Annotated in this window: 21 protein-coding genes, 1 tRNA gene and 2 pseudogenes; 13 read left to right on the forward strand and 11 right to left on the reverse strand. The window is 42.4% G+C overall.

The genetic code is table 11. The features are described 5' to 3' along the window. The 3 genes and pseudogenes from G561_RS15240 to G561_RS0111585 all read right to left on the reverse strand — a co-directional run. Positions 1 to 248 (reverse strand): annotated as a pseudogene (locus G561_RS15240) (transposase); the annotation flags it as partial. A 64-nt stretch (positions 249 to 312) separates the two neighbouring features. Next, a complete protein-coding gene (locus G561_RS14585) occupies positions 313 to 1,029 on the reverse strand; it encodes an iron-containing alcohol dehydrogenase (protein WP_156471484.1) in 717 nt (238 codons plus the stop codon). A gap of 279 nt (positions 1,030 to 1,308) precedes the next feature. Further along, positions 1,309 to 1,399: transfer RNA gene (locus G561_RS0111585), tRNA-Ser, on the reverse strand. 237 nt (positions 1,400 to 1,636) lie between these two features. On the opposite strand from G561_RS0111585, the gene G561_RS14590 reads away from it, so the two are divergent. From G561_RS14590 to G561_RS0111600, 3 genes are all read left to right on the forward strand, one after another. Next, positions 1,637 to 2,623, forward strand: coding sequence for a DNA/RNA non-specific endonuclease (locus G561_RS14590; RefSeq protein WP_028859706.1), 987 nt, complete (start codon positions 1,637 to 1,639; stop codon positions 2,621 to 2,623). Positions 2,624 to 2,749: 126 nt separating this feature from the next. Continuing rightward, positions 2,750 to 3,085, forward strand: a complete 336-nt coding sequence (locus G561_RS0111595) for a hypothetical protein (protein WP_028859707.1) — start codon at positions 2,750 to 2,752, stop codon at positions 3,083 to 3,085. Positions 3,086 to 3,361: 276 nt separating this feature from the next. Continuing rightward, positions 3,362 to 3,745 (forward strand): DUF2147 domain-containing protein, encoded by a 384-nt coding sequence (locus tag G561_RS0111600; RefSeq protein ID WP_028859708.1) that lies wholly within the window; start codon positions 3,362 to 3,364, stop codon positions 3,743 to 3,745. A 115-nt stretch (positions 3,746 to 3,860) separates the two neighbouring features. On the opposite strand, the gene G561_RS0111605 is transcribed toward G561_RS0111600, so the two are convergent. Continuing rightward, the gene (locus G561_RS0111605) at positions 3,861 to 5,993 is read right to left on the reverse strand and encodes a neutral/alkaline non-lysosomal ceramidase N-terminal domain-containing protein (RefSeq protein WP_081794466.1); all 2,133 of its coding nucleotides are present in this window, start codon (positions 5,991 to 5,993) and stop codon (positions 3,861 to 3,863) included. Positions 5,994 to 6,103: 110 nt separating this feature from the next. On the opposite strand from G561_RS0111605, the gene G561_RS0111610 reads away from it, so the two are divergent. Further along, positions 6,104 to 6,664, forward strand: coding sequence for a YchJ family protein (locus G561_RS0111610; protein ID WP_028859710.1), 561 nt, complete (start codon positions 6,104 to 6,106; stop codon positions 6,662 to 6,664). A 25-nt stretch (positions 6,665 to 6,689) separates the two neighbouring features. Here G561_RS0111610 and G561_RS0111615 read toward each other — a convergent pair whose 3' ends face one another. The 4 genes from G561_RS0111615 to G561_RS0111630 all read right to left on the reverse strand — a co-directional run bounded on the left by G561_RS0111615 (position 6,690) and on the right by G561_RS0111630 (position 11,225). Next, positions 6,690 to 7,604 (reverse strand): class II glutamine amidotransferase, encoded by a 915-nt coding sequence (locus G561_RS0111615; RefSeq protein WP_028859711.1) that lies wholly within the window; start codon positions 7,602 to 7,604, stop codon positions 6,690 to 6,692. Between the two features lie 16 nt (positions 7,605 to 7,620). Beyond that, positions 7,621 to 7,878 carry a putative signal transducing protein gene (locus tag G561_RS0111620; RefSeq protein WP_028859712.1) on the reverse strand — a complete coding sequence of 86 codons (258 nt, stop codon included), beginning with the start codon at positions 7,876 to 7,878 and terminating at the stop codon, positions 7,621 to 7,623. Positions 7,879 to 8,022: 144 nt separating this feature from the next. Then, positions 8,023 to 9,099, reverse strand: a complete 1,077-nt coding sequence (locus G561_RS0111625) for a homoserine kinase (protein ID WP_028859713.1) — start codon at positions 9,097 to 9,099, stop codon at positions 8,023 to 8,025. Positions 9,100 to 9,392: 293 nt separating this feature from the next. After that, positions 9,393 to 11,225 (reverse strand): Na/Pi cotransporter family protein, encoded by a 1,833-nt coding sequence (locus tag G561_RS0111630; RefSeq protein ID WP_081794467.1) that lies wholly within the window; start codon positions 11,223 to 11,225, stop codon positions 9,393 to 9,395. A 295-nt stretch (positions 11,226 to 11,520) separates the two neighbouring features. Between G561_RS0111630 and hisF the strand changes: the two genes are divergently transcribed. The 7 genes from hisF to glmS all read left to right on the forward strand — a co-directional run bounded on the left by hisF (position 11,521) and on the right by glmS (position 19,329). Then, positions 11,521 to 12,291, forward strand: a complete 771-nt coding sequence (gene hisF / locus G561_RS0111635) for an imidazole glycerol phosphate synthase subunit HisF (RefSeq protein WP_028859715.1) — start codon at positions 11,521 to 11,523, stop codon at positions 12,289 to 12,291. A gap of 175 nt (positions 12,292 to 12,466) precedes the next feature. After that, positions 12,467 to 12,985 (forward strand): 6,7-dimethyl-8-ribityllumazine synthase, encoded by a 519-nt coding sequence (gene ribH / locus G561_RS0111640; protein WP_028859716.1) that lies wholly within the window; start codon positions 12,467 to 12,469, stop codon positions 12,983 to 12,985. A gap of 141 nt (positions 12,986 to 13,126) precedes the next feature. Further along, positions 13,127 to 13,861 (forward strand): transcription antitermination factor NusB, encoded by a 735-nt coding sequence (gene nusB / locus G561_RS0111645; protein ID WP_028859717.1) that lies wholly within the window; start codon positions 13,127 to 13,129, stop codon positions 13,859 to 13,861. Between the two features lie 132 nt (positions 13,862 to 13,993). Beyond that, a complete protein-coding gene (thiL, locus tag G561_RS0111650) occupies positions 13,994 to 15,049 on the forward strand; it encodes a thiamine-phosphate kinase (protein WP_028859718.1) in 1,056 nt (351 codons plus the stop codon). A gap of 46 nt (positions 15,050 to 15,095) precedes the next feature. After that, positions 15,096 to 15,698 carry a phosphatidylglycerophosphatase A family protein gene (locus G561_RS0111655; RefSeq protein ID WP_028859719.1) on the forward strand — a complete coding sequence of 201 codons (603 nt, stop codon included), beginning with the start codon at positions 15,096 to 15,098 and terminating at the stop codon, positions 15,696 to 15,698. A gap of 246 nt (positions 15,699 to 15,944) precedes the next feature. Beyond that, positions 15,945 to 17,312, forward strand: a complete 1,368-nt coding sequence (gene glmU, locus G561_RS0111660; protein ID WP_028859720.1) for a bifunctional UDP-N-acetylglucosamine diphosphorylase/glucosamine-1-phosphate N-acetyltransferase GlmU — start codon at positions 15,945 to 15,947, stop codon at positions 17,310 to 17,312. Positions 17,313 to 17,481: 169 nt separating this feature from the next. After that, a complete protein-coding gene (glmS, locus tag G561_RS0111665) occupies positions 17,482 to 19,329 on the forward strand; it encodes a glutamine--fructose-6-phosphate transaminase (isomerizing) (RefSeq protein WP_028859721.1) in 1,848 nt (615 codons plus the stop codon). Positions 19,330 to 19,720: 391 nt separating this feature from the next. Here glmS and G561_RS0111675 read toward each other — a convergent pair whose 3' ends face one another. Both G561_RS0111675 and G561_RS0111680 read right to left on the reverse strand, forming a co-directional pair. Beyond that, a complete protein-coding gene (locus G561_RS0111675; protein ID WP_028859722.1) occupies positions 19,721 to 20,377 on the reverse strand; it encodes a hypothetical protein in 657 nt (218 codons plus the stop codon). 122 nt (positions 20,378 to 20,499) lie between these two features. Continuing rightward, positions 20,500 to 20,796 (reverse strand): hypothetical protein, encoded by a 297-nt coding sequence (locus G561_RS0111680; RefSeq protein WP_028859723.1) that lies wholly within the window; start codon positions 20,794 to 20,796, stop codon positions 20,500 to 20,502. Positions 20,797 to 21,045: 249 nt separating this feature from the next. Here G561_RS0111680 and G561_RS0111690 point away from each other — a divergent pair, with 249 nt between their 5' ends. Next, positions 21,046 to 21,300 carry a hypothetical protein gene (locus G561_RS0111690; protein WP_028859724.1) on the forward strand — a complete coding sequence of 85 codons (255 nt, stop codon included), beginning with the start codon at positions 21,046 to 21,048 and terminating at the stop codon, positions 21,298 to 21,300. A 193-nt stretch (positions 21,301 to 21,493) separates the two neighbouring features. Here G561_RS0111690 and G561_RS14595 read toward each other — a convergent pair whose 3' ends face one another. After that, on the reverse strand, positions 21,494 to 21,820 hold the full coding sequence (locus G561_RS14595) for a tetratricopeptide repeat protein (protein ID WP_265088286.1): 327 nt from the start codon (positions 21,818 to 21,820) through the stop codon (positions 21,494 to 21,496). On the opposite strand from G561_RS14595, the pseudogene G561_RS15390 reads away from it, so the two are divergent. Continuing rightward, positions 21,811 to 21,956: pseudogene (locus G561_RS15390) on the forward strand (IS3 family transposase); the annotation flags it as partial. The gene G561_RS14595 and the pseudogene G561_RS15390 sit on opposite strands and share 10 nt — an antisense overlap.

Here is a 21,956-nt window from a genome sequence, read left to right on the forward strand (position 1 = left end):
TGCATTACTAGCCCATAGCGTTTGCAGTCCTCTCGACATCCTTGTAAGCTGTTTTCAAGTAACGGCTTACTAAGCTCTTGATAGCTGATGTTGTCATTATGCACAAATCGCCATAACGCTTGGGTCTGAGCAAAACTGCTTTTAGTATCCATAGTTGCTTTCATACCAGCATGTAGATAACCGTTTGGGTGAGTGTGATTGTGTACGAGTTGTTGATATCGTTTGATGAGCCTCGTATCTAGCTCCATTTTATCTATGCCATACTGGAAGATTCTATCATTCTTTTTTGCTCTTTTTAAGTTGTGTAGATACCTATGCCTCTAAGGCGTGGGTTAGAACATCAATACCGGTATCAGCGGTAATATGTGGGGGCATACCTTTCATGATGACCGGATCAATGGCAGCAGCTAGTGGCACCATTCTCGGGTCAATCGATAGAGACTTTTGGTGTGTTTTATCGTCAGAAACTACTGCCCCTAATGTGGCTTCGGAGCCAGTACCTGCTGTGGTTGGGATACAGTATAGCGGCATGATTTTACCTGCTTTAAGTAGTCCCATTAACTTTTGTGGTTTACGCTTGCTGGCCTGACTCATGGCAATAATTTTTGCCGCATCAATCACCGATCCACCGCCTAACGCTAAGATGGCATTGCAGTTATTATCTACTGAGTGCTTAATCCCTGCCTCAACCACACTAAAGGTGGGGTCAGGGGTAATGCCGTCGTATAGGTGAAAGCCAATCCCTTTTTGCTGTAGATAGTCGGTGATTTTATCCGGAATTCCTAACTGATTTAGAACGGAGTCAGTGACAATCAAAATTTTGGTAGCCCCTTCATTGATCATCATATCGCACAGCTCAAAGCACGATTGGTCGCCAATGAACAGCTGCGGTCGAGGAATGGGCACCACTAAGGAAAAAGCATGCAAGGCTTTGGCGCGAGTTTTAGCGACGGCTAAGTAGCCGGCATGATTCAGTTTACTAGGAGTAAAAGCGTGTTGTAAGGTGGCAACGGCCTTGTTAACTGGCATAAAAAATCCTTTTTTATATGGCGAGGTTAAGAGTAATAACAGTATAGATATAGTAAACAGGTTGCAAGCATTAAGGAAATAAATTGTAGCTAAAGTAGCGTGACTATAGAGTTTAAATAAAACGCAGCAAAGTTTAGTCTAGCTAAAACCGAGACATTATATATTGTCGAGACATTAAAAATTGTAAAAACTGTTTTGCCACTATATCAGGCAGAGGGGATGAGAAAAGGATTTAGAGAGGAGAAAAAAAGAGAGGCAACAACAAAAGGGATAAAATAATGGCGGTGAAGGAGGGATTCGAACCCTCGATACGCTATTAACGTATACACACTTTCCAGGCGTGCGCTTTCGACCACTCAGCCACTTCACCGTTTTGAAGCCCCATAGTATACCTAAACACAAGACAATTGTCATCTTTGATGGCTTTAATTCATAACTTGCCAACGATAATAATGTGGGACGTCATATACTGACGTTTAATATGGTTAAAAACTTTACAGGGACTACGTCGGTTGCTAGCATAGCCTACTTTTGAAAAAACAGTAACCGGTAGGCAGTGGTTACCATAAAATAGTAGGATTTGGTTAGTTAACTAGAGGCGATAGAAGTGGTAAACAGCACAGGCCAACAACAAATAAAGCAGTGGCCAGAAGGGAAGGTTTTTGACACAGATGCCCTAAAAATGCAGCGAAGAGCAGTATCCCTGTCTCAACTGTCGATGCAAGTTATTGTCAAGTTGACAATAGTTCTGAGTTTAATGTTTTCAATATCAGCTTGGGCCACAGACTTTAAAGACTGTGGCCAGAACTTTTATCAAGCTCAGGCGCCGGATTACTTAGATCAAAAAATACTAAATAAAAGCGTGCCTTTATGCTTTAATGGATTTGCTACTTTATATTCGGGTCTGTCAAGAACCCCTTTATGGTCAGCGGAGCACTTAACTCGTGAGCGACTGTATCAAGCCGAAAACTTGCCACGTGAGGACAGCTTCCATAGTGAAAGTCGGCTGCCGAGTGCCATGCGAGCTCAGCTTTCTGATTATAAAGGCTCAGGCTATGACCGAGGGCACCTAGCTCCTAATGGTGATATGGCCAATCTTAATCAACAATATGACAGTTTTAGCCTGGCCAATATTATTCCTCAGACTCCGGAAAACAACCGCTATCTATGGCGAAATATTGAATCCGTCACCCGCTATTTAACCAAAAAGCATGGTGAAGCCTATGTCATTACCGGAGTGGTGTTTAGCGGCAAAAAGCTAACTCAACTAAATAACCGCGTGTTAATACCGACCCACCTTTTTAAAGCGGTCTATATTCCTGCTACAGGTGAGGCTGGTGTCTACTATGCGCCAAATGATGACACACAGCGGGTGGAGATAATTAGTGTTGATGAGTTAGCACTACGCTCTAATATTGACGTTTTCCCTAATATTTCTGCTACAGCAAAGTCGACAGCAATGCCCTTACCGGTCAAAGTAGGGGATATTAGCGATAGAGAGAAACAAACACAAGAATCTCGGGATGAGCCACTGTGGTATTTGATATTAATTGAAATCTTACGTTGGTTTGTCGATAATTTTTTGACAAAATAAGAGCTTGAGGTTAAATCCTGTGAGTCAGTCGATAGGGATTAGCAAGGCGAAGTAAAGTCTTGATAACACGCTAGTTCATGATAAAAATAATCATCAATGATGTATAAGCTAAAGGAGTTAGTCGCTATGACGCAATCTACTGAAAACGGTAACGAGCAACAAGCGTTAAAAGCCGCACCATTTGCTTTTAAACCCTATGAAAATGATCATCAAAGCCTCCAAATTGGTGAATTAGTCTTTGAGAATCAAACCGATAAAGTCATCGCTTATGGTGATATTGAGATTACTAAAAACAAGCAGGGATTAGAGCAGGCACTTAAGCTACAGCAGTTATTTAACCTTATTGTTGCTAAGCTTCAGTCTGCTGAGCAAGCAGGAGACTTTACACAGGACTCTAATAAACAAGGTGGAATAACTGGCCAAGAATCATTCAGTAAGGAAGTAGACAACCCTTTTTCATAACTATAACCGTTAAACAATAGAAGGGTAATAATTGATTAATTAAAGACTTCTTTTTTTACTATTAATGGTTATAATTAACTATACCTTTCAGGGTAGTTAAACAAAGTGTTGAAATATAAAAACATCTTGACCGGATTGAATCCAGTGTCTAAGATATCTCAATCACTAATTAATATTAGTAAGTAGTGGTTTTCCATATTTGAACTCCAAGTCAAATAAGTCAAATAGGTTGTAGCAAAAAAAACTTACTCCATTTTTTTCGAAAGGAATCGTAATATGAAATTATTAAATCAATCAGTTCTAGCTCTTTCAGCTTTAGGTCTTGCCACAGTAGCTATGGCAGCTGATCCATTAGCCAACACTACTTGGCAAACTTATGATAATGGCGAACCTAAAGCCTTGGTTAAAATCACTGAATCTGGCGGTGTGTTAACCGGTAAGATCATCTCTACCAACCGTCCTGAAGGTAAGAAGTTTGTAGGCCGTACTGTAATGTCAGGTCTAAAAGCTGACGGTGGTGGTAAATATAGCGGTGGTCAAATTACTGACCCAGAAAACAACAAAACTTACCGTTTAACTGCAGAGTTAAAAGGTAGCGATTTAAAACTAAAAGGCCATTTAGGTCCATTCTCACGTAGCCAAACGTGGAAGAAAAAATAATTTAGCCAAATTAATTTGCTAAATTGATAAAAGAAGCCAGATAGCAATATCTGGCTTTTTTTGTGCCCCCTTTTTGGCGGGCCAAGCACTCACTCTTCTTTAGCTTTACTTTCGCTTACTGCACTGTAAAGGAGTGAGAAACTCCTGCATAAGGGGTGATAGTATCGTCCCATCCATTTTTCCAATCGCCTAGATGCATGATGCGATAAGTGCCTGTTGGGGTATCTGCGTTTATGCGCCAGTTAATGGTTACTTTGCTATAAGCAATGCCTTCACGCTGCCAGGTATAGCTAGTTTCAAAGTCAGCATCTGTTAAATAATCAACCCACTGACCTTGATTTAATCGCTGTACTTTTAAGAAAGTATCTTCAGTGCGCAAGTTGTTTTTTGGATGCGCCCCACGGAAGGTGACGCTGACCAGCTCATTATGATGATAACTATCTTTGGGCTGAGTCAATACTTGTCCCCAAGCTTGATTTGCTGGTTTATCATCAAAAGTTACGCCGGGTCTTTCAGCAAAACGCTTGTTAGATCGGTCTGGTGGTGTAACGTTATTGATTATCTTGGTGCCTTCACGCATGGCTTGAGCCAGCTGTACATACTCTTGCTCATACGCATTCGCTTGATAGGGACCAAATTCAGTGGAAGCACCTTCATAGTGTTGCTGTGCGTATTCTGCTCGAGTGGTGACATAGCCACTATAATTGTTGGCCAAGCCCGCCACGACTAAAGTATCTACTCCTGCAGGGGCTAATTCTTTAGCTACGGCTTGTCGTAAATGACGTCCGACCATGGTGGTGGGCTCACCAGGTATACCAATCAGCCCCAAGTTTCCGATACGCATTAGCTGTATCGGCTGCTGATTATCAACCCAGCCCCATTTACCCGTGGGTAATAACACAGGCTTTTCGGCCTGGCATTCATCTTGGCTAACCGACGACACTATACCGAAGGCACTTCGAGTCGCGGTACCCAGTAAGGAGGTATCTACCTTATTAACGCTGTCGCTCAGGCGTAAGCTTTTGCGGGTCATGCCTTCATAGACACCCGGTATATTAGACGGTCCATTTTCAGCGCCAGGAGCGAAGGAATAGCCGCGAGCGGGGAGACAAAGTGTTTGCTTGCCTGCCCCTTGAGTAAACTCTGGCGCTACCTCATACCCTGATAAGTTTACCCAGCGCGCTCGGGTATCAATAGGCCCTGAAACAGGCCGGCCTTGATCCCATAGCTCAGTTGCTTTTTGTAGCTGCACAGAGCCATCTCGAATTACGTTTTCCCATTCATTCTGACTGCCCTCATAGCCAGCTGCTGAATTGGCATTACCGCCACTGGCGACGACATCGCCTTCATCTGCGTTAGCAAAAGCGGCTACAAAATTAGGGTTATGTTGTTGGCGCAGCTTAGCTTCCATGCCTAACTGGGCATAACCTTTGTTGTCGGCGCTCAAATGATTAAACTGGTTGCTAAAGCTAGTGGGATGTATCGCAAACCAATTAATGAGTCCTAACGGAGTATCATCTGCTGCATCAAGGCGCAGCTGTGTCATAACCTCATTTACATTGCTATCAAAGTCTTTGGCATCCGCATTGGCGTAATAAGCGGCCAAAGATCGGTTACGGGTGGCCGCTGCTAACTTGCCTTGGGCCAAGCTTAATTTACCTGGAGTCAAATTATTGTGCGCCTGTTTGATGGAGCGTACGATACCGTCAACTATGGCCTCAAAGGTTTGTTGACTATAACCTGCCAGCGTATCGTCTTGACTGGCCATCTGATACAGCTTTTGATGAGAGTAGCCACCATTACCCACGTGAGTATGGGTCGCAGTTAGCATCACGTTTTCATCAGTATAAAGTGAGCCAAAATCCGCCTGCAGACGTTTAATTACTTCGAGTTTCACAGCAGTGAACATAGCCCCTATATCGGTAGAGACGTAAACAATGCGGTTTTGCTCCGACGGTTTGGCTTCGGCAATAATAAAAGCTCGAGAATATAAGCGGTCATTAATACCGATTACAGCTTGCTTTGCGGAATAACCAAACATTCCTGTCTCAGCAGCAGGACCGGTAATATCCGCTTTAGCAGCACCTACTAAATATTCTGAGGCAGCTGATTGCGCTAGAGTGGGGGAGTCTGAGTCCACAGGTTGGGCTGAAATAGAGGTTAAGTCGGTTGTAGAGCCATCTGCATTCTTGAGACAGGCAGGTGAACTCAGAGTAACGGCGGCAGCGCAAAGTGAAGTAAGTAGCATAACAATTGCTCTTAGTTAAAATGAAAGGTATGGGATTGCTTAAGGGGCTTTTTAAGTGTTTAATTCATTACTGTAGACAATAAATATTATTTTTATACTAGGTAATTCCTATGCTATCGAAAACTTGTCCTTGCCGCATCCTTCCCGGCATTGCTACTTCAGCTTCCTTAGGCCATGAACAGCTGGCCTATAGTGAGTGTTGCCAGCCGTTACACCAAGGCAATAAGCAGGCTGATACTAGCGAAGCTTTAATGCGCTCTCGATACTCGGCATTTGTGCTGGTTTTGACCGACTATATTATAAAAACCACCGTGCCAGCCCAACAAGCCTTGTTAGACAAACAGGCGATTAAAGCGTGGGCAGAGCAGACCAGATGGGCGGGACTAGAGATTATCGATCACATCCCAAAATTAGACAAACGTCATGCTCAGGTAGAGTTCAAAGCTTATTATTATCAGGACGAGCTAGGCAGTCCCAGCTTATCTGCGCATCATGAGCTGTCAACTTTCGTTAAAATAAAACAGCATAAGTCCCTGTTAAAAAACGAAGCTACGGGTACAGAGAGCTGGTATTTCTTAGACCCTACCGTCACCATGACACTCACTCAGAAGCAGCCCTGTATTTGCGGCTCAGGAGAGAAGGTTAAGCACTGCTGTGGCCCATTTTTATAAGCTGCCAAAATAGACCAGCTTAGCGTTATAAGCTGGCGCCTACTTCTCTGGCGATGGCTATGCCCTCTTCAATGGTCAAATATTTGCGTAAGCTGGGTGTGTCTCTAAATTCGATATCCCCATCCCGAAATACCAAGCACTCATTGACTGCTAGCTGTTGCCACTCTTCGTTTTCTGTTAAAGGAACGGTAACAATAATACTGACCTTATCCTTGTCGGTGGTGAAATCGCTAAAGTTAATGGACAAGTCATCATCGGCAAGCTTCGCTTCGCCAAACGGAGCTTTACGGGTTAGATAAAACAGCAACGAGTTGGCATAAGCTAGCTGCCAATCCCCATTCGATAATAAACAGTTAAATAACCCATTGGCGGCTAAATATCGACATTGAGTAGTCAGAAACTTAAATAGCTCTTGATCCGAAGGGCGCTGCTTGTAAGTAGACTTCAAACGATTAATCAAATAGCAAAAAGCAGCCTCGGAGTCAGTGGTGCCTACTGGGCGACAATACTCACTATTACCATTGTCTTGTAAACGTTGACAGCGCTTAATAAAGCCTTCATTCATTTGACCATTATGCGCAAACACCCATTGTTCACCCCAAACTTCACGCACGAAAGGATGAGTATTGGCCAAGCAATTGGTACCTTGGGTGGCTTTTCGAATATGAGCGACCACGTTCAATGCTTTAATCGGGTAATTTTTTACTAATTCTGCAACTGGTGAGCGGAAGCTGGGCTTATCGTCATGGAACACTCTAAGGCCTCTTCCGGATTTTTCAGCTAGACTTTGATCAGACATATCACAGGCGCTCGGCTCAAAAAAGGCAATACCAAAGCCATCGCTGTGATGATCCGTATTACCGCCTCTATTATGAAATCCGGTAAAGCTAAAGCCAATATCTGTTGGCGTATTGGCATTCATACCTAATAATTGACACATTTACACTATACCGCCTTTAATCGTCTTCATTATCTAGTTGTTGAGTTAAGTTAGAAGGGGGGCTTGTCTCAATACTGTCTAAAATTTGTTTTGCCTTAGTCAAATCTTGTTTTTGGACCCAAAGCACAGCTCCAGAGTTCATGCCAGGTATCGCACTTAAGGGTTGCAGGGTCACCTTAATCCCATTGTTTTTGAGCAAATTGGCATGAAGCTCGGCTTGAATGTTTGTATCATAGCCTACTAATTTGTACCAATCATCAACCTGATTACTCATGGTTTTACTCCTATTAGTGAAACTTTATCTGAGTGTTTATTTATTTTGAGAATTTAGCTAGTTAAAGTAATTAACTGTTTTGAGTAACTGTTATTTAGTGACGATAGACAGCAATTTAGCAGGCATGTTTCACGTGAAACAAACTTATACTTTATCTATTTTTTTGACGCCGACCTGATTCCAGTGATAGGCGGCTAAACGCTTCATCAGATCTGGATTTTTTACCATGATACTATCGCCAGTACGCCCTTGTTCACGGTTGTAGTAAATGACATTAAGTCTTAATAACCAGAAAGTCACGGCTGCCATGGCCAACATCACCGGAAGCGCTTGCTGTTCAGCTACGCTCAAAGGACGTTTGCTTTGATAACCCTCGATAAAAGCTTGCTTCTTCTCGGTGTTAAAGTTAACAGTCTCTCCGTCATTTGCATCGCCCCAGGTGGTACAAAAGTCGTTGATTGTGATGGCAATGTCCATTACATAATGTTCCACACTGACTTCCGTAAAATCTAGGAGGCCGGTCAGCTTCTCATTACCATCTTCCAGATCCCATAAGGTGTTATCAGCGAACATGTCTAGGTGACAAAGACCTTTGGGTAAAGAATCTAGAGGCAACTCCTCGTAAGCTTGCCAAATATCGCCCATCAGCTTAGCTTCATCAGCGGGCATAAACTGAGTTTCACGGTCACGTACCTGATCCCAAGGATATAAAGGTACGCCATACTCTTCGGCTGGCGTCAGGCTTTGTAGCACATTATGTAATGTGGCCAATGCCTGCCCCATGCTATAACACATAGCCGCAGTAGTGTGCTTGGGATGCCCTCCAGATAAGCAAGGCACAATGGTAATGGCCTTACCTTCATAATGAGCCATGTAGGGGGAGGAGCCTTCAGCCATTGAGGAGCCTTTAGCCGTTGAAGAGCCTTCAGCCGTTGAGGAGCCTTCAGTATCAGGAGTTACCTTGGCTAGAGGCGCAGCAACCGGCAAAGTATCTTTTAGACGGTTTAAGATGGTGGCCATTTTGGCAATATCTTCCGGAGGACGCTCTTCAAACAAGGTAAACACATAAGAGGGGCTATCTGCTGCATCCTCTGTGGTTTGGATAAACCAGTTAGAGTTTTTGATGCCTTGGGTAATGGGAATGGCCTTGGCAAAAGAAACGCCAAACATTTGACAAAAATCTCTGAACTGGTCATCTGAAAGGTGAGTATAAACAGACATGAGGCTCTCTTAATAGTTAGGGTTAAATAATAAGTAGTGAAATAAACTAAAAACTAAGGGGTAATTGGGTAGTTAACTATACTCTCATTATACTGAAAAGTCGGCAAGTAGCAGCTATCAGCTTTGATAACAATTTGAGCTAATAATTTTAGGAAAAATTACTGATAATTTAAAATGCTAATCATATAAAAGGCTAGTTATTTAAATTAGGATTAAATCAGCTGCAAACTAAAACCTAGGGCAATAGCTGACTTTGCGCACTCAAAGTTTGGTATTGCTGTTGTCTAAACTGGCTACTGTTTAAGCTGACTGTTATCTAAACTAATTAGTATCTCCGATAGTCCTGTTTTAATGCGGCGCACATAGTTCATGTCATTTATTAAAGATGAGGCCTGCATTTTATCTATTTTATTTACTCTAAGTTTGTCCAATACCTGGGTATGAGGTAAGTGGGTCTCTTCGCTACTTTCAATAAAGGCGGCTAATGCCAGTTGTTTTTCTTCCATGAGCTTGGCATAAGACTCTTTATCTAATTCCTTGCTAGGCTGAAACAAAGTACGGACAGCATTGAAGCTAAGTAACATTTCAAACAGGCTTTCGCGCAGGGCCATATAATCTTGATAAATTTCAGCGTCAGGGTTACTTAAGAATTGGTGCATATTTTTTTGTAAATGCTTACTTTGTTTCACTATTTCTACCACATGGAAGGCAGCAATGTGAGCCTCGGTCAATTTCTTTTGTAGCTTGCCCTGATGGTTGATATCAATCTTACTGGTGAAGTTCAAAATTTCGCTATAAAGGGGCTTTATTTGCCATTCATAGATAGTTTGTACATCTAGCTTTAGCGGAGCTTTAGGCTCAGGTAGCTGGCCTGTGGGATGATATAACTCAGCATTAGGCACATAGATTGCGTGACAGATTACCTCCAGCGCTAAAGTAGTTAGGTGCTGAGTTTCGTGAATAACCGCATAAACCGCTGTGTCTGTGGCCTTTAACATATTTCGATGAAGGTGGCGGGGAAGGACCGCTTCAGAATCATCAGGCAGTTGTTTTTTCGGTCTTTTATCCGGCAAAAAGAACTTTAACTTTTCAATAAATTGCTGCTGGATACCCCAGAATACGGATACCCCTAATACGTTGAATAAGGTGTGGAATAAAGCCAGCTGTAATAATGGGGAGCTCATCCCCGCAGCTTTTGCAATCCACGCCACAATATAAGTTAAAGGCACCCAGAGTATTAGGGCCAATAATGCAGTAACCCAGTTGTAAATTAGGTGGGCTAGAGCCAATCTTTGTCCGTTACGATCGCTGCTAAGCATGCCTACCAAAGCAGTGGTAAAGCTACTGCCTAAGTTGGAGCCTAAAGCGATCGCAAAACCTTGGGTGAGGGTGATCTGACCTGCAGCCAGTGCCGCTAAGATTAAGATTAACGTGGCATGCGAAGACTGTAAAACACAGGTCAGTAAAAAGCCAACTAGGGTGAATAGCAGGACTTGGATAAAACCACTGGCTTCAATGCTGTTCAGTTCAATATTAGCAAAGGCACCGAAGCCATCTTTAATTGAGTCGATTCCTAAGAAAATTAAGGCAATACCAACTAAGGCTTGCCCAAAAAACTTAAGCCGCTTGTCCAAAAAGCCAATCAAAACGCCCACCACCAACATAGGAACCGCTGCAGGACTTAAGCTGACACTTTGACCAGCTAAGGCCAGAAGCCAGGCACCACTAGTTGCCCCTAAGTTGGTCCCCAAGATAACAGCCAAGCCCCCAGACAAGGTAATCATGCCTGTACTTAAAAAGGCGATGGTCAGTAGTGAGACCAGAGTCGTTGACTGCAAGAGGAAGGTCGAAAAAATACCAAATAAAAAACCTTTAGTCGGCGTAGCGGTACTCTTTGCCATCACTCGCTCTAGGGTACCGCCAGCGGTATTGTGTAACCCCTCCTCAATACACTGCATGCCAAATAAAAACAAAGCCAGCCCATAACACAGCACCATCCAAGCTGAGTTCATGATAAAAGAGTAGACTAGGGCTACCAGCAGTAACGCCAGCCCAAGGTACTTTGTTTTTTTGTAGTGCCGCAGGACAAAGGTGGGCACCATGCTATTAAGATAACGGTTTTTCATAGGGATAAACAGGCAGAGTAATTAGGCCAATAGTTTTATAGATTAGCCTAAATAGCGACAGTAAACCATGCGCAAGATTAATATTTATTAATTAAAAAGCTTCTTTGGTCTCTTAGTAGCCCCTTAATTATTGGCGGTAAAAGCCAATTACCTATTTTGAGTTGGTTTTTTGCTAAAATGAAGGTAGGGCTAGTGCTCTAGGCGGATACTAGGCATAATGCTTATTGGTTAAGTACAAAAATAGCACTCACTTAAAGCATTATTTGTTCAAAATTTTAGAAACAGGATAAAGGCAATGTTGGCAAAAAGAATTATTCCATGTTTGGACGTAGACAATGGTCGTGTGGTTAAGGGCGTACAGTTTGTGGATATTAAGGACGCTGGTGACCCAGTAGAAGTGGCGCGTCGTTATAACGAGCAAGGGGCGGATGAGATTACCTTTTTAGACATTACCGCAACCCACCACGGGCGAGATACCACCTATGACATGGTTGAGCGCATTGCTGAAACGGTATTTGTACCATTAACAGTGGGCGGCGGTGTGCGAAAAATTGAAGACATCCGTAATTTGCTTAATGCCGGTGCAGATAAAGTAGCGATTAACTCAGCAGCGGTGTTTACCCCAGAGTTTGTTGGCGAGGCCGCTGCTAAGTTTGGTAGTCAGTGCATTGTGGTGGCTATTGATGCCAAACGCGTAGCCAATGTAGATGGTGAGCCAAGATGGGAGATTTTCACCCACGGTGGTCGTAAGCCAACAGGAATTGATGCTGTGGCTTGGGCCGCTAAGATGGCTGATTTAGGAGCTGGCGAGCTACTGGTTACCTCGATGGACGGTGATGGTACCAAGCAGGGCTATGACTTAGAGCTAATGAAAGCCATTACTAGCACAGTTAATATTCCGGTAATTGCCTCTGGTGGCGTCGGTAATTTGCAGCATTTGGCGGATGGGGTTCTAAAGGGTGGCGCCGATGCGGTTCTGGCTGCGAGTATTTTCCACTTTGGAGAATACACCATTGGCGAGGCCAAGCAGTTTATGGCAGATCAAGGTATTGAGATGCGTCTATAACGACTTTTAAAGCGCTAAAATAGTAGTAAAAAATAGGGCAATAGAGGCTATGATGAAATAGTTACATTTTTGTCGCTATTAACCTAGGTATTAACTACGATTGCTACTAAAACCGCCTTTAAAAAATGTTATCATAGCTGTAATTTTATTTCATCATTCGGATTAGGATGTCGTTATGCAAGATTTACAGAAACAACGTGAAGCCGTCACTCATATTGAAGGCAATTTATATCAAAATAAAGACGCTCGTATCGGTATCGTAGTGGGTCGTTTTAATGCCTTTGTGGTTGAGTCACTAGTAGATGGTGCTATTGATGCCTTATTACGTCACGGAGTATCTGGCAGCAATATCAGTGTGATTCGTGTGCCTGGCGCATTCGAGTTGCCATTAGCCGCGCAGCGTGCAGCAGAATCAGACCGCTTTGATGCTGTTGTGGCATTGGGTGCAGTTATCCGTGGCAGCACGCCTCACTTTGATGTGGTAGCCAACAGCTCTGCTAGTGGTTTAGCTAGCGTTTCTATGGACTACAATATTCCAGTCATTAACGGCATCTTAACCACAGACACCATCGAGCAGGCCATTGAACGCTCAGGCACCAAGGCAGGCAACAAAGGCTCTGAAGCTGCAATGGTAGCTCTTGAGATGATTGCTGTATTGTCTCAACTTGATGTTGATTATGATGAAGAAGACTAAGTCAGTTTTCATATTTAGTAAAATTTTATTCTGTTAGTTACTGCCGCAGTTTTGACTGCGGTGGTTTTTCCCTAAAATATTTTTAGTTAATAACCCATAGTAATGTCAAAGCTCGCTCTTTGATGATAGGTATTTATATACATGAGCACTCAAAATCCGGCACATACTAAAGACAACCCTCAATCAAATGATCAGTTTGATATAAATGAATCTAGTTACAAGACCAGTCACGCAGCTGTGCGTAAGGCACGTCGTTTTGCTTTACAAGGCCTATATGAATGGTTAATGACGGATCATCGCTTTGAGCAAACAGGGAAGAGTGAGTGGAAAGAAAACCCTCCTCATGATATTGCAGCGCGTACTCGTGCCAGCAATGCTATGCACACCGTACATCTGGGTTATTATCACACTATGATGCGTGAAATTCCTGAGCAAATTGATGAGCTAGAGGCTTTAATTGCTCAGCATTTGGACCGCCAGATTGATCAGATTGATATGGTGGAGCACGCGGTGCTGCTTATCGGTGCTTATGAGTTAAAACACAGCCTACACATCCCTTATAAAGTCGTCCTTGATGAAGCCATGAAGCTGAATACTCATTTTGGTGCAACTGATGCTCATAAGCTCATCAATGCGGTCATGGATAAACTGGCTGCAGAGCTGCGCACTGTTGAAGTGGAAGCCGATAAAGGTACGGGCTATAAGCAGAAAAAACAGCAAGCCAAGGCTGCACAGCTAAATACTGCACAAGCAGATGACGCTGTGGTTGATAAAGACAATACTAAGCAAACTACAATGGATGCGCCAAAAAGTGCTGAGGCGGAGCAACAACCGCGTCAATCGAAACCAAGAATCGGGCTTAAACCAAAAAAATAGCCGACTAAAGGCCAGGGCTTATTAAGTCTTATATATAAAGGCAAGGCTATCTATTGAACCCGGTAGATAGCCTTTTATTTAAATAGTCTTAGCCTGAGACAGTAAGCCCATCAAACTTTAGGATGAAGACTGATGACTGAATTTGAGCTTATTTATCGTTACTTTAAAGCCCAAGATACTCAGAAAATAAGCATTGAGCATACCTCTATAGTCAAGGATTTAGGGGACGACGCGGCGGTAGTAGCCATCAATACGCCCAGTCAGTGGGTCACTTGTGTTGATACTTTAATCCAAGGTCGGCACTTTAGCGCAGACTGGCAGCAGGTTTCTGATTTGGCCTTTGCTATTGGCTATAAAGCGGTTGCGGTTAATATTTCTGATATCGCAGCCATGGGCGCTAAACCTCATAGTATCTTATTGGCATTGGCTTTACCGGAGCGTCTCGCTAATGAGACATGGTTGGGGGAGTTTGCTAAAGGGCTGTTTCATGCTTGTAAGCAGTTTGGCGTAAGACTGATTGGAGGCGATACCACCCGTAACGATAAGCTGGTTATTAGTATCACTGCAAACGGAATGCTGCCTGCTACCATTCAGCCTGTCTATCGCAGTGGGGCTAAAGTAGGCGATAAAATCTATGTTTCTGGCACAATAGGCGATGCCAGTTATGCCCTTAATCATCCAGAAACTGAAGTTGGAAAGCAGCTGGCTCATCGACTGCATATGCCCACTCCTCGCAGCGCCCTAGGTCAAAAGCTTGCCAGTGCTGGTTTGGTAACAGCGATGATGGATGTCTCTGATGGATTGGTTCAAGATTTAGGGCACTTATGTCGGCAAAGTAAGGTGGCTATGAGTCTACAGCTAGATAAGCTGCCGACAAGTAAGCCGTTACAGCAAGTAGAGTTGGCCGAAAGATTGCATTGTCAGCTGACAGGGGGAGATGACTATGAGTTGGTATTTACCCTGCCGGCATCGGTACAATTATCCCAAATCGACCTATCTGCAGTGTCTACACAGGTAACCTGTATTGGTGAAGTGACAGAATTACAACAAGCACAGCCAACCAGTACTGCTAACTTTGGGTCATCCACTTTACAGCTTACGTATCAAGGAGCTGTAGTTACTGAACAACACCCTTATCCTTTTGCTAGTTTTCCTAACTTGCAGGGTTATCAGCATTTCAGTAGCTAATCCAGAATTTAACTAGAATAAGCCCACTGATTATGAGGGAGCGACAATGTCACTAAATTCTAATATGAACCACAAACCAGATATTAGTAAGGCCAATGAATGTCCTCCTCTACCTTTAGGGGCCAGTATGCTAGACAAGATAGTTTATTGGTTAGGAATAGGTTTGGGGAGCGGGTTGCCCAAACGGGCACCAGGGACTTGGGGAACCTTAGGTGGTTTAGTGATAGCTTTGCCTTTATTACAGCTGGGCTTTATCTCTTTCTTAATCATTACTTTGGTGGCAAGTATAGTAGGCATTTGGATTTGTGATAGAACCTCGGTATTGATGCAAGTTCATGATGATCCGCACATTGTCTGGGATGAATGGGCGGGGATGTGGATCAGTTTACTGCCGCTGTCTTTTATAATCACTTATGCTCCGCAATACCTGAGCATAGGCTACTACTGGCTTGCCATAGTTTTGTCTTTTATTTTATTTAGACTATTTGATATAGCGAAGCCCAATCCTATCAGGTGGGCGGATAGAAAACTAACGGGTGGCTTAGGCATCATGTTGGATGATATTTTAGCCGGTATTATGGCTTTAGTAGCTTGGCTGATGATTGTGGCCAGCATCGTGACATTTTATCCTGGCAGCTACGGGGCCTAGCTGTACAGTTATGGGGCCTAGTACTGGCAGCTAACCTGAGAATATAATGCCAAAGCTTTGCGTAAAAATGGTACAAGAAGGCTCAGGCAACAATAGTGCAACTGAATCCATTTTATTGGTTTTGATATATTATTTTAGATAAATAACAGCTTTTGGGCGTCCTTTACAATAAACCATTAGTTATTGATTTTGCTATTTAATTCACTTTTTATTTTGCTTTTTTATTTTGCTAAGAGTTAACCGCTTATGACTACCACATTAACGACGATTATTCTTGCAGCGGGTAAAGGCACCCGCATGAAATCTACCAAACCTAAAGTGTTACAAACGCTGGCAGATAAGCCATTACTGGCTCATGTGCTAGACACTTGTCAAAGTGTGAATGTAGACAAGACCATTGTGGTCTATGGATTTGGCGGTAGTCAGGTACAGCAGGCGATGCAAGATTACGAGCTAACTTGGGTTGAGCAAACTGAGCAGTTAGGTACAGGTCATGCGGTTCAAGTGACTTTGCCAGAGTTACCTGCTGAGGGCAAAAGCTTAATCTTATACGGTGATGTTCCCCTAGTTAGTGCCAAAACTTTAACGCGTCTAAAAGAGGCTAACGTTGAAGGGATGTCTATGTTGACGTTAACTGTCGATAATCCGTTTGGTTTAGGTCGTATTAAACGCGATGAGCAGGGCAATATTGTCGCAATTGTTGAACAAAAAGATGCCAATGAGCAAGAGCAAGCCATCCGTGAAATTAATAGTGGTATCTATTGTGTAGACAATGCTTTATTGCACAAATACTTGCCAAATCTGTCGAATGACAACGCCCAGCAAGAATACTATTTAACTGACATTGTGAAGATGGCCGTGGCGGATGGTATTGCAATTACTGCTATTGAGCCCGATTATGAGTTTGAGATTGAAGGGGTAAATAACCGTCAACAGCTGGCCAGTCTTGAGCGTAGTTGGCAAGCTAAATTGGTAGAAGATTTACAAGTTCAAGGGGTGCAGTTCGCTGACCCAAGTCGGGTTGATATTCGTGGTGAAGTCAGTGTCGGTCAAGATGTGTTTGTTGACATCAACGTAGTGTTCAAGGGCAAAGTAAGCTTAGGCAACAATGTGACCATTGAGGCTGGCTGTATTATTAAAGACAGCCAAATTGGCGATAATGTGCATATCAAACCTTACTGCGTCTTTGATGAAGCGCAAGTGGGAGAGGAGGCAAGTATTGGGCCATTTGCTCATTTGCGCCCTCAATCGGTACTGGCCAAAAAAACCCGCTTGGGTAACTTTGTAGAAATTAAGAAGTCTTACATTGGTGAGGGTAGCAAGGTCAATCATTTAAGTTATGTGGGCGATGCACAGCTAGGCGCTGGGGTTAACTTTGGTGCAGGAGCAATTACCTGTAACTATGATGGTATTAATAAGCATCAGACCATCGTGGGCGACAATGCCTTTATTGGGACCAATGCTTGCTTAGTAGCTCCGGTTAATATTGGCAATACAGCCACTATTGGGGCAGGCTCGGTAATTACCAAAAATGTAGAAGACAAGGCATTGGCGATTGGCCGAGGACGTCAGGTTCAAAAAGACAACTATCAGCGTCCTACAAAAAAGAATTAATCGAATTGATCCTCATCTATTAAGGAATATAGGCTTTAAACAGCCTATTAATAATTTTGTGAATTTAAACAACTAGTAACAGTAATCTATATTGATGAGTAAAGAGCGGGCCAGTCAGGATTGGCTCTACTGTAATACCTTATCAGTAATCATGATTTAAGGATTTTTTATGTGTGGAATAGTGGGCGCGGTAGCAGAGCGTAATATATCAAATGTATTGTTAGAAGGACTGAAGCGCTTAGAATATAGAGGTTACGACTCAGCTGGCTTAACCATTATCCATGAGGGTGAGCTACACCGTGAGCGTCAAGTGGGTAAGGTACAAGCCTTAGTAGATGCTGTACAAAATGATAGCGAAAACTTTAAAGGAAATATCGGTATTGCTCATACCCGTTGGGCAACTCATGGTGAGCCTGCACAGCACAATGCCCATCCGCACGTCTCAGGTAAAGTGGCGGTGGTTCACAATGGTATTGTTGAAAACTATGGCCCGCTAAAAGAGAAATTAATAGAAAAAGGCTATACCTTTACCTCGGAAACAGACACAGAAGTTGTGGCGCATTTAGTAGCCGAAGCCTACAAAGAAACCAATGATTTATTAAAAGCCGTTGAGAAGATTGTTCCTTTATTACATGGCGCTTTCGCTTTAGGCGTGATTCATGTGGACAATCCAGATGAGCTTATCACAGTGCGCTTAGGGTCGCCCTTGGTTATCGGTGTGGGCATTGGCGAGAACTTTATTGCGTCTGATCAGTTGGCACTGTTGCCAGTAACCAACCGTTTTATGTATCTAGAAGAAGGCGATATTGCGGTTATTAAGCGCGACAGTATTGAAGTGTTCGCCGATGGTCAGCCGGTAGAACGTAACATTACTGAACTAGATGCTAAAAACCATAATGCCGATAAAGGTGAGTTTAAGCACTACATGCTCAAAGAGATCTATGAGCAGCCTGATGCGGTAGCCCGTACCATTGAAATGGGGGCGGCTGGCAACGATTTAAAAGACGAGTTTTTACAGCGTCATGAAGCGCTTTTGGCCAAAGTCCGTAATATTCAAGTTTTGGCTTGTGGTACCAGTTATCATGCCGGTTTGATTGCCAAGTATTGGTTCGAAAACTTAACCCGCCTGCCTTGCTCTGTTGAGGTGGCAAGCGAGTTCCGTTACCGTAATCCAGTGGTAGTGGATGATACTTTGATTGTTTGTCTGTCTCAGTCAGGTGAGACCGCCGATACCTTATCTGCCCTTCGTGAAACTCAGCGTAGAGCTAAGGCAGGTGAGATCAAAGGTCTAACCACTCTAAGTGTCTGTAACGTAGCGACCTCATCTCTAGTTCGTGAAACTGACATCTTTATCCCAACACTGGCTGGTGTCGAGATTGGTGTAGCGTCAACCAAGGCCTTTACCACTCAATTGGCAGCCTTGATGTTGTTAGTATTGAAGGTTGGTAAGGTGCAGCAGCGCATTGAGCCAGAACAGTTATCTGAGATTGTGACTGAGATGCATAAGCTAAAAGGTCAGCTTGATAGAAGCTTAAACTTAGATCAGGCGATCGAAGCTATGGGTCAGAAGTTTGAAGCCAAACACAGCACCCTGTTCTTAGGCCGCGGGGTGCAGTTCCCATTGGCTTTAGAGGGGGCGTTAAAGCTAAAAGAAATCTCCTACATTCATGCTGAAGGCTATGCTGCAGGCGAGTTGAAACATGGTCCATTGGCTCTAGTAGATAAAGATATGCCTATCGTGGTGCTTGCGCCAAAAGACAGCATGCTAGATAAGCTAAAAGCAAACATGCAAGAAGTTCACGCCCGTCATGGTGAGCTGTTTGTATTTGCTAGCGAGTCGAGCCAGTTGGTTAGCGAAGAGCGTTTACATGTAATTCATGTGCCAGATGTCAATGAGCACTTGGCACCGATTGTTTATAGTATTCCAGTACAGTTCCTGTCTTACCATGTGGCAGTTATGCGCGGTACTGATGTGGATCAGCCACGTAACTTGGCCAAGTCAGTTACGGTCGAATAATTTATTCTAAAATCAATGGTATTACTAACCCCTGTTAAGGTGAATATCACTTTAGCAGGGGTTTTTATGTTGGTAAAAAATAAGAGAGCTGGATTAAAAAAGGTAAAGGTCAGGGTGAGCTTGCTGATATAAACTTTGAATAATAATCTGCGACTTATCTTAGATGAAGTTATGATTAAAGGCATTGTATACCAAGCAGGTTTATCTGGACTTGATGATAGTGACGTTTTAGAGCTTTATATGCAACGATTTGAATCTTTTAAAATACTCATCAAGAGGTTATCAGACCACTTTATTTATAATTAGTTCCATCATGTTATTCTGTGTCTATCTTATATTTTAAATTTAATAGCTGATGAATTGTTTATAGGTAGTTCCTTTAGGAAATAATTTAATTATCTGTACATCCTGAAATGATATTTTGATAAAAATCCTTACCCTTAGCGGAAGTTGTGAATGTGACTAAAGGTACTGTTTCTGATATATAATTTGTTTTTTCTTCTTGGTCCACCAAGTCCAGATTAAATAATGCTTTACCAAACGAAGCTAACTTGTCTACTTCACCTTTACCATAAATTGACTCCATTCCTGAAATAAGATAGTTATCTAAATTTTTAATAACATAGATATAATAGTCAAAAATTGACTGAGCTACTTCATCGTTTCCTTGTTCACAATTAGATACATACAGTTTTACAGACTTAGCAATCATCTTAGCTTGTACCGCCTTGGAAACACTGTCTAGAGCAGAAAATATATACTCACCTAACTCCTGATCTTTTTTCGTATATATAATTTTTTTAAAAGAATCATATTCTTCTTCACTAAACATATTATAGAAAGCCCAGAACTTTTTGTTAAAGGATTGCTCTTTAACTATATTATAACCGTTGTAAATACCTACCAACGATGAAACAATAGGTATCCCCGAGGCAACTTCAGTAATTGGTCCTGCATAGGGGGTGAGGAACGTTTTCAATATAGCTTCAGTTACCTGCCCACTAGTATCGATAGACTGTACCAATAATGGGTTTTTCTTAGATGACATAAAAGCTCCTAGAATTCATGTAATAGCAAAATAATCAAAAATAAAGGGCTTAATAACCCCAGTGCCAGAAAATGGATCAGTAGCGCACCATCACTACAGTGCCTGCTTAATCTAATCATTCGTTATTTCATTCTAGTATTATCTTTAGCCTGGACTGACGCTTTATTTGCCTTATCTTCAATCATTTGTCGAAACGATGATTTAATATTGTTAGCCGTGTCTACAGCGACAGAGTTTGATGAATAACTGTCAAACTTTTTGTCTACCATAGCCTCCATCTGAGTAATAGCCTGTTCAACACTCTCCGCATTTTGTGCATCAAACTGTATGGTACCTAACTCTCCATCCAGTTCAGCTGATAACTTTTGCAGTTCATCCAACGTCTTTGTCAGCTTATCTAAGCCTTTAATCTCAAACATAGTGTCTAACTCCTGTATTATGACTATTACTCATGTATAGCTATAATATCAGTTTAATTAATGAATAGAATGCATTAAAAGAAGAGATACGACAGTGTATGTCGTAAATATTATATATAAAGGCAAAACGCCAAACCTATTTATTGAGACTAAAAAAACTAAATTGGCTGATAGCTTAAGAGTAGGAGATAACCGAAAGGCCAACACTCTGAATGATTATTAAACCAAATCATAAAAAAGGAATATATCATGTCAACTGAAAGATCATTATCTACAGAATATGAGGCAACCGAGGATGTTTATAATGCAGTTATCGGTAAGCTATATACAGAACGTCGCAAGCACCAAAAAGGAAGTGACGCATTTAACCTGCTTGATAAAAAGTTAGACATGCTCATCTCAAATAGAAACAACTTAGATAATTTCTCTTTAGGCGAACTAGCAGAACAAAGAAGTGTATTAAAGAAGACAGTAGAGGACTTTATAGCAAGCTTGCCAAAATAACTGGCTTGTATAGATGTTTTGAGGTATTCAGAATTCAATTGTTTTAATATTAAAAGCTTCTTCATATAAATTTTTTAAAGGCAGAAAGATATATGCAATATCGTGTAAATACGAAAAGTCTATTCTGGCGCCGGTCCTAGGAGTTTTCCTATAACTTTGTGGTAAATCACAGGCAGGAACCATGTAAGCAGGTCTAATTTGAACCACTTGAATACAAGTAATTATAATCTTCGCACCCTATTTTGAGTCCATTCTCGCAAGATTTTTTAAGCCAATCCTTTGCTAGGGCATCATCTTGATTCACTCCCGACCCATAGTAATAAATAAGACCAATTTCACGTTGGGCTTCAGCCATGCCCTGGTTAGCTGCTTTTTCAAACCATTTAGCTGCTTTGGAATTATTTCTATCTACCATCTGACCCATATGGTAAATATCGCCCATTATATATTGAGCATAAACTGAACCGCCCCGGGATTGTCGGAGACTCAATTTTCTGAGAGAATACGACAATGAAAACACGAAACTATACCCCTGAAATGAAAGAGCGAGCCGTCCGTATGCTAATTGAAGCTAAAGACGACTACCCATCCACCTGGTCAGCCATCAAAGCTATAGCACCAAAGATAGGTTGCACACCTGAGACCCTACGATCATG

The sequence above is a fragment of the Psychrobacter phenylpyruvicus DSM 7000 = NBRC 102152 genome, from assembly GCF_000685805.1.
Lineage (GTDB): Bacteria > Pseudomonadota > Gammaproteobacteria > Pseudomonadales > Moraxellaceae > Psychrobacter > Psychrobacter phenylpyruvicus.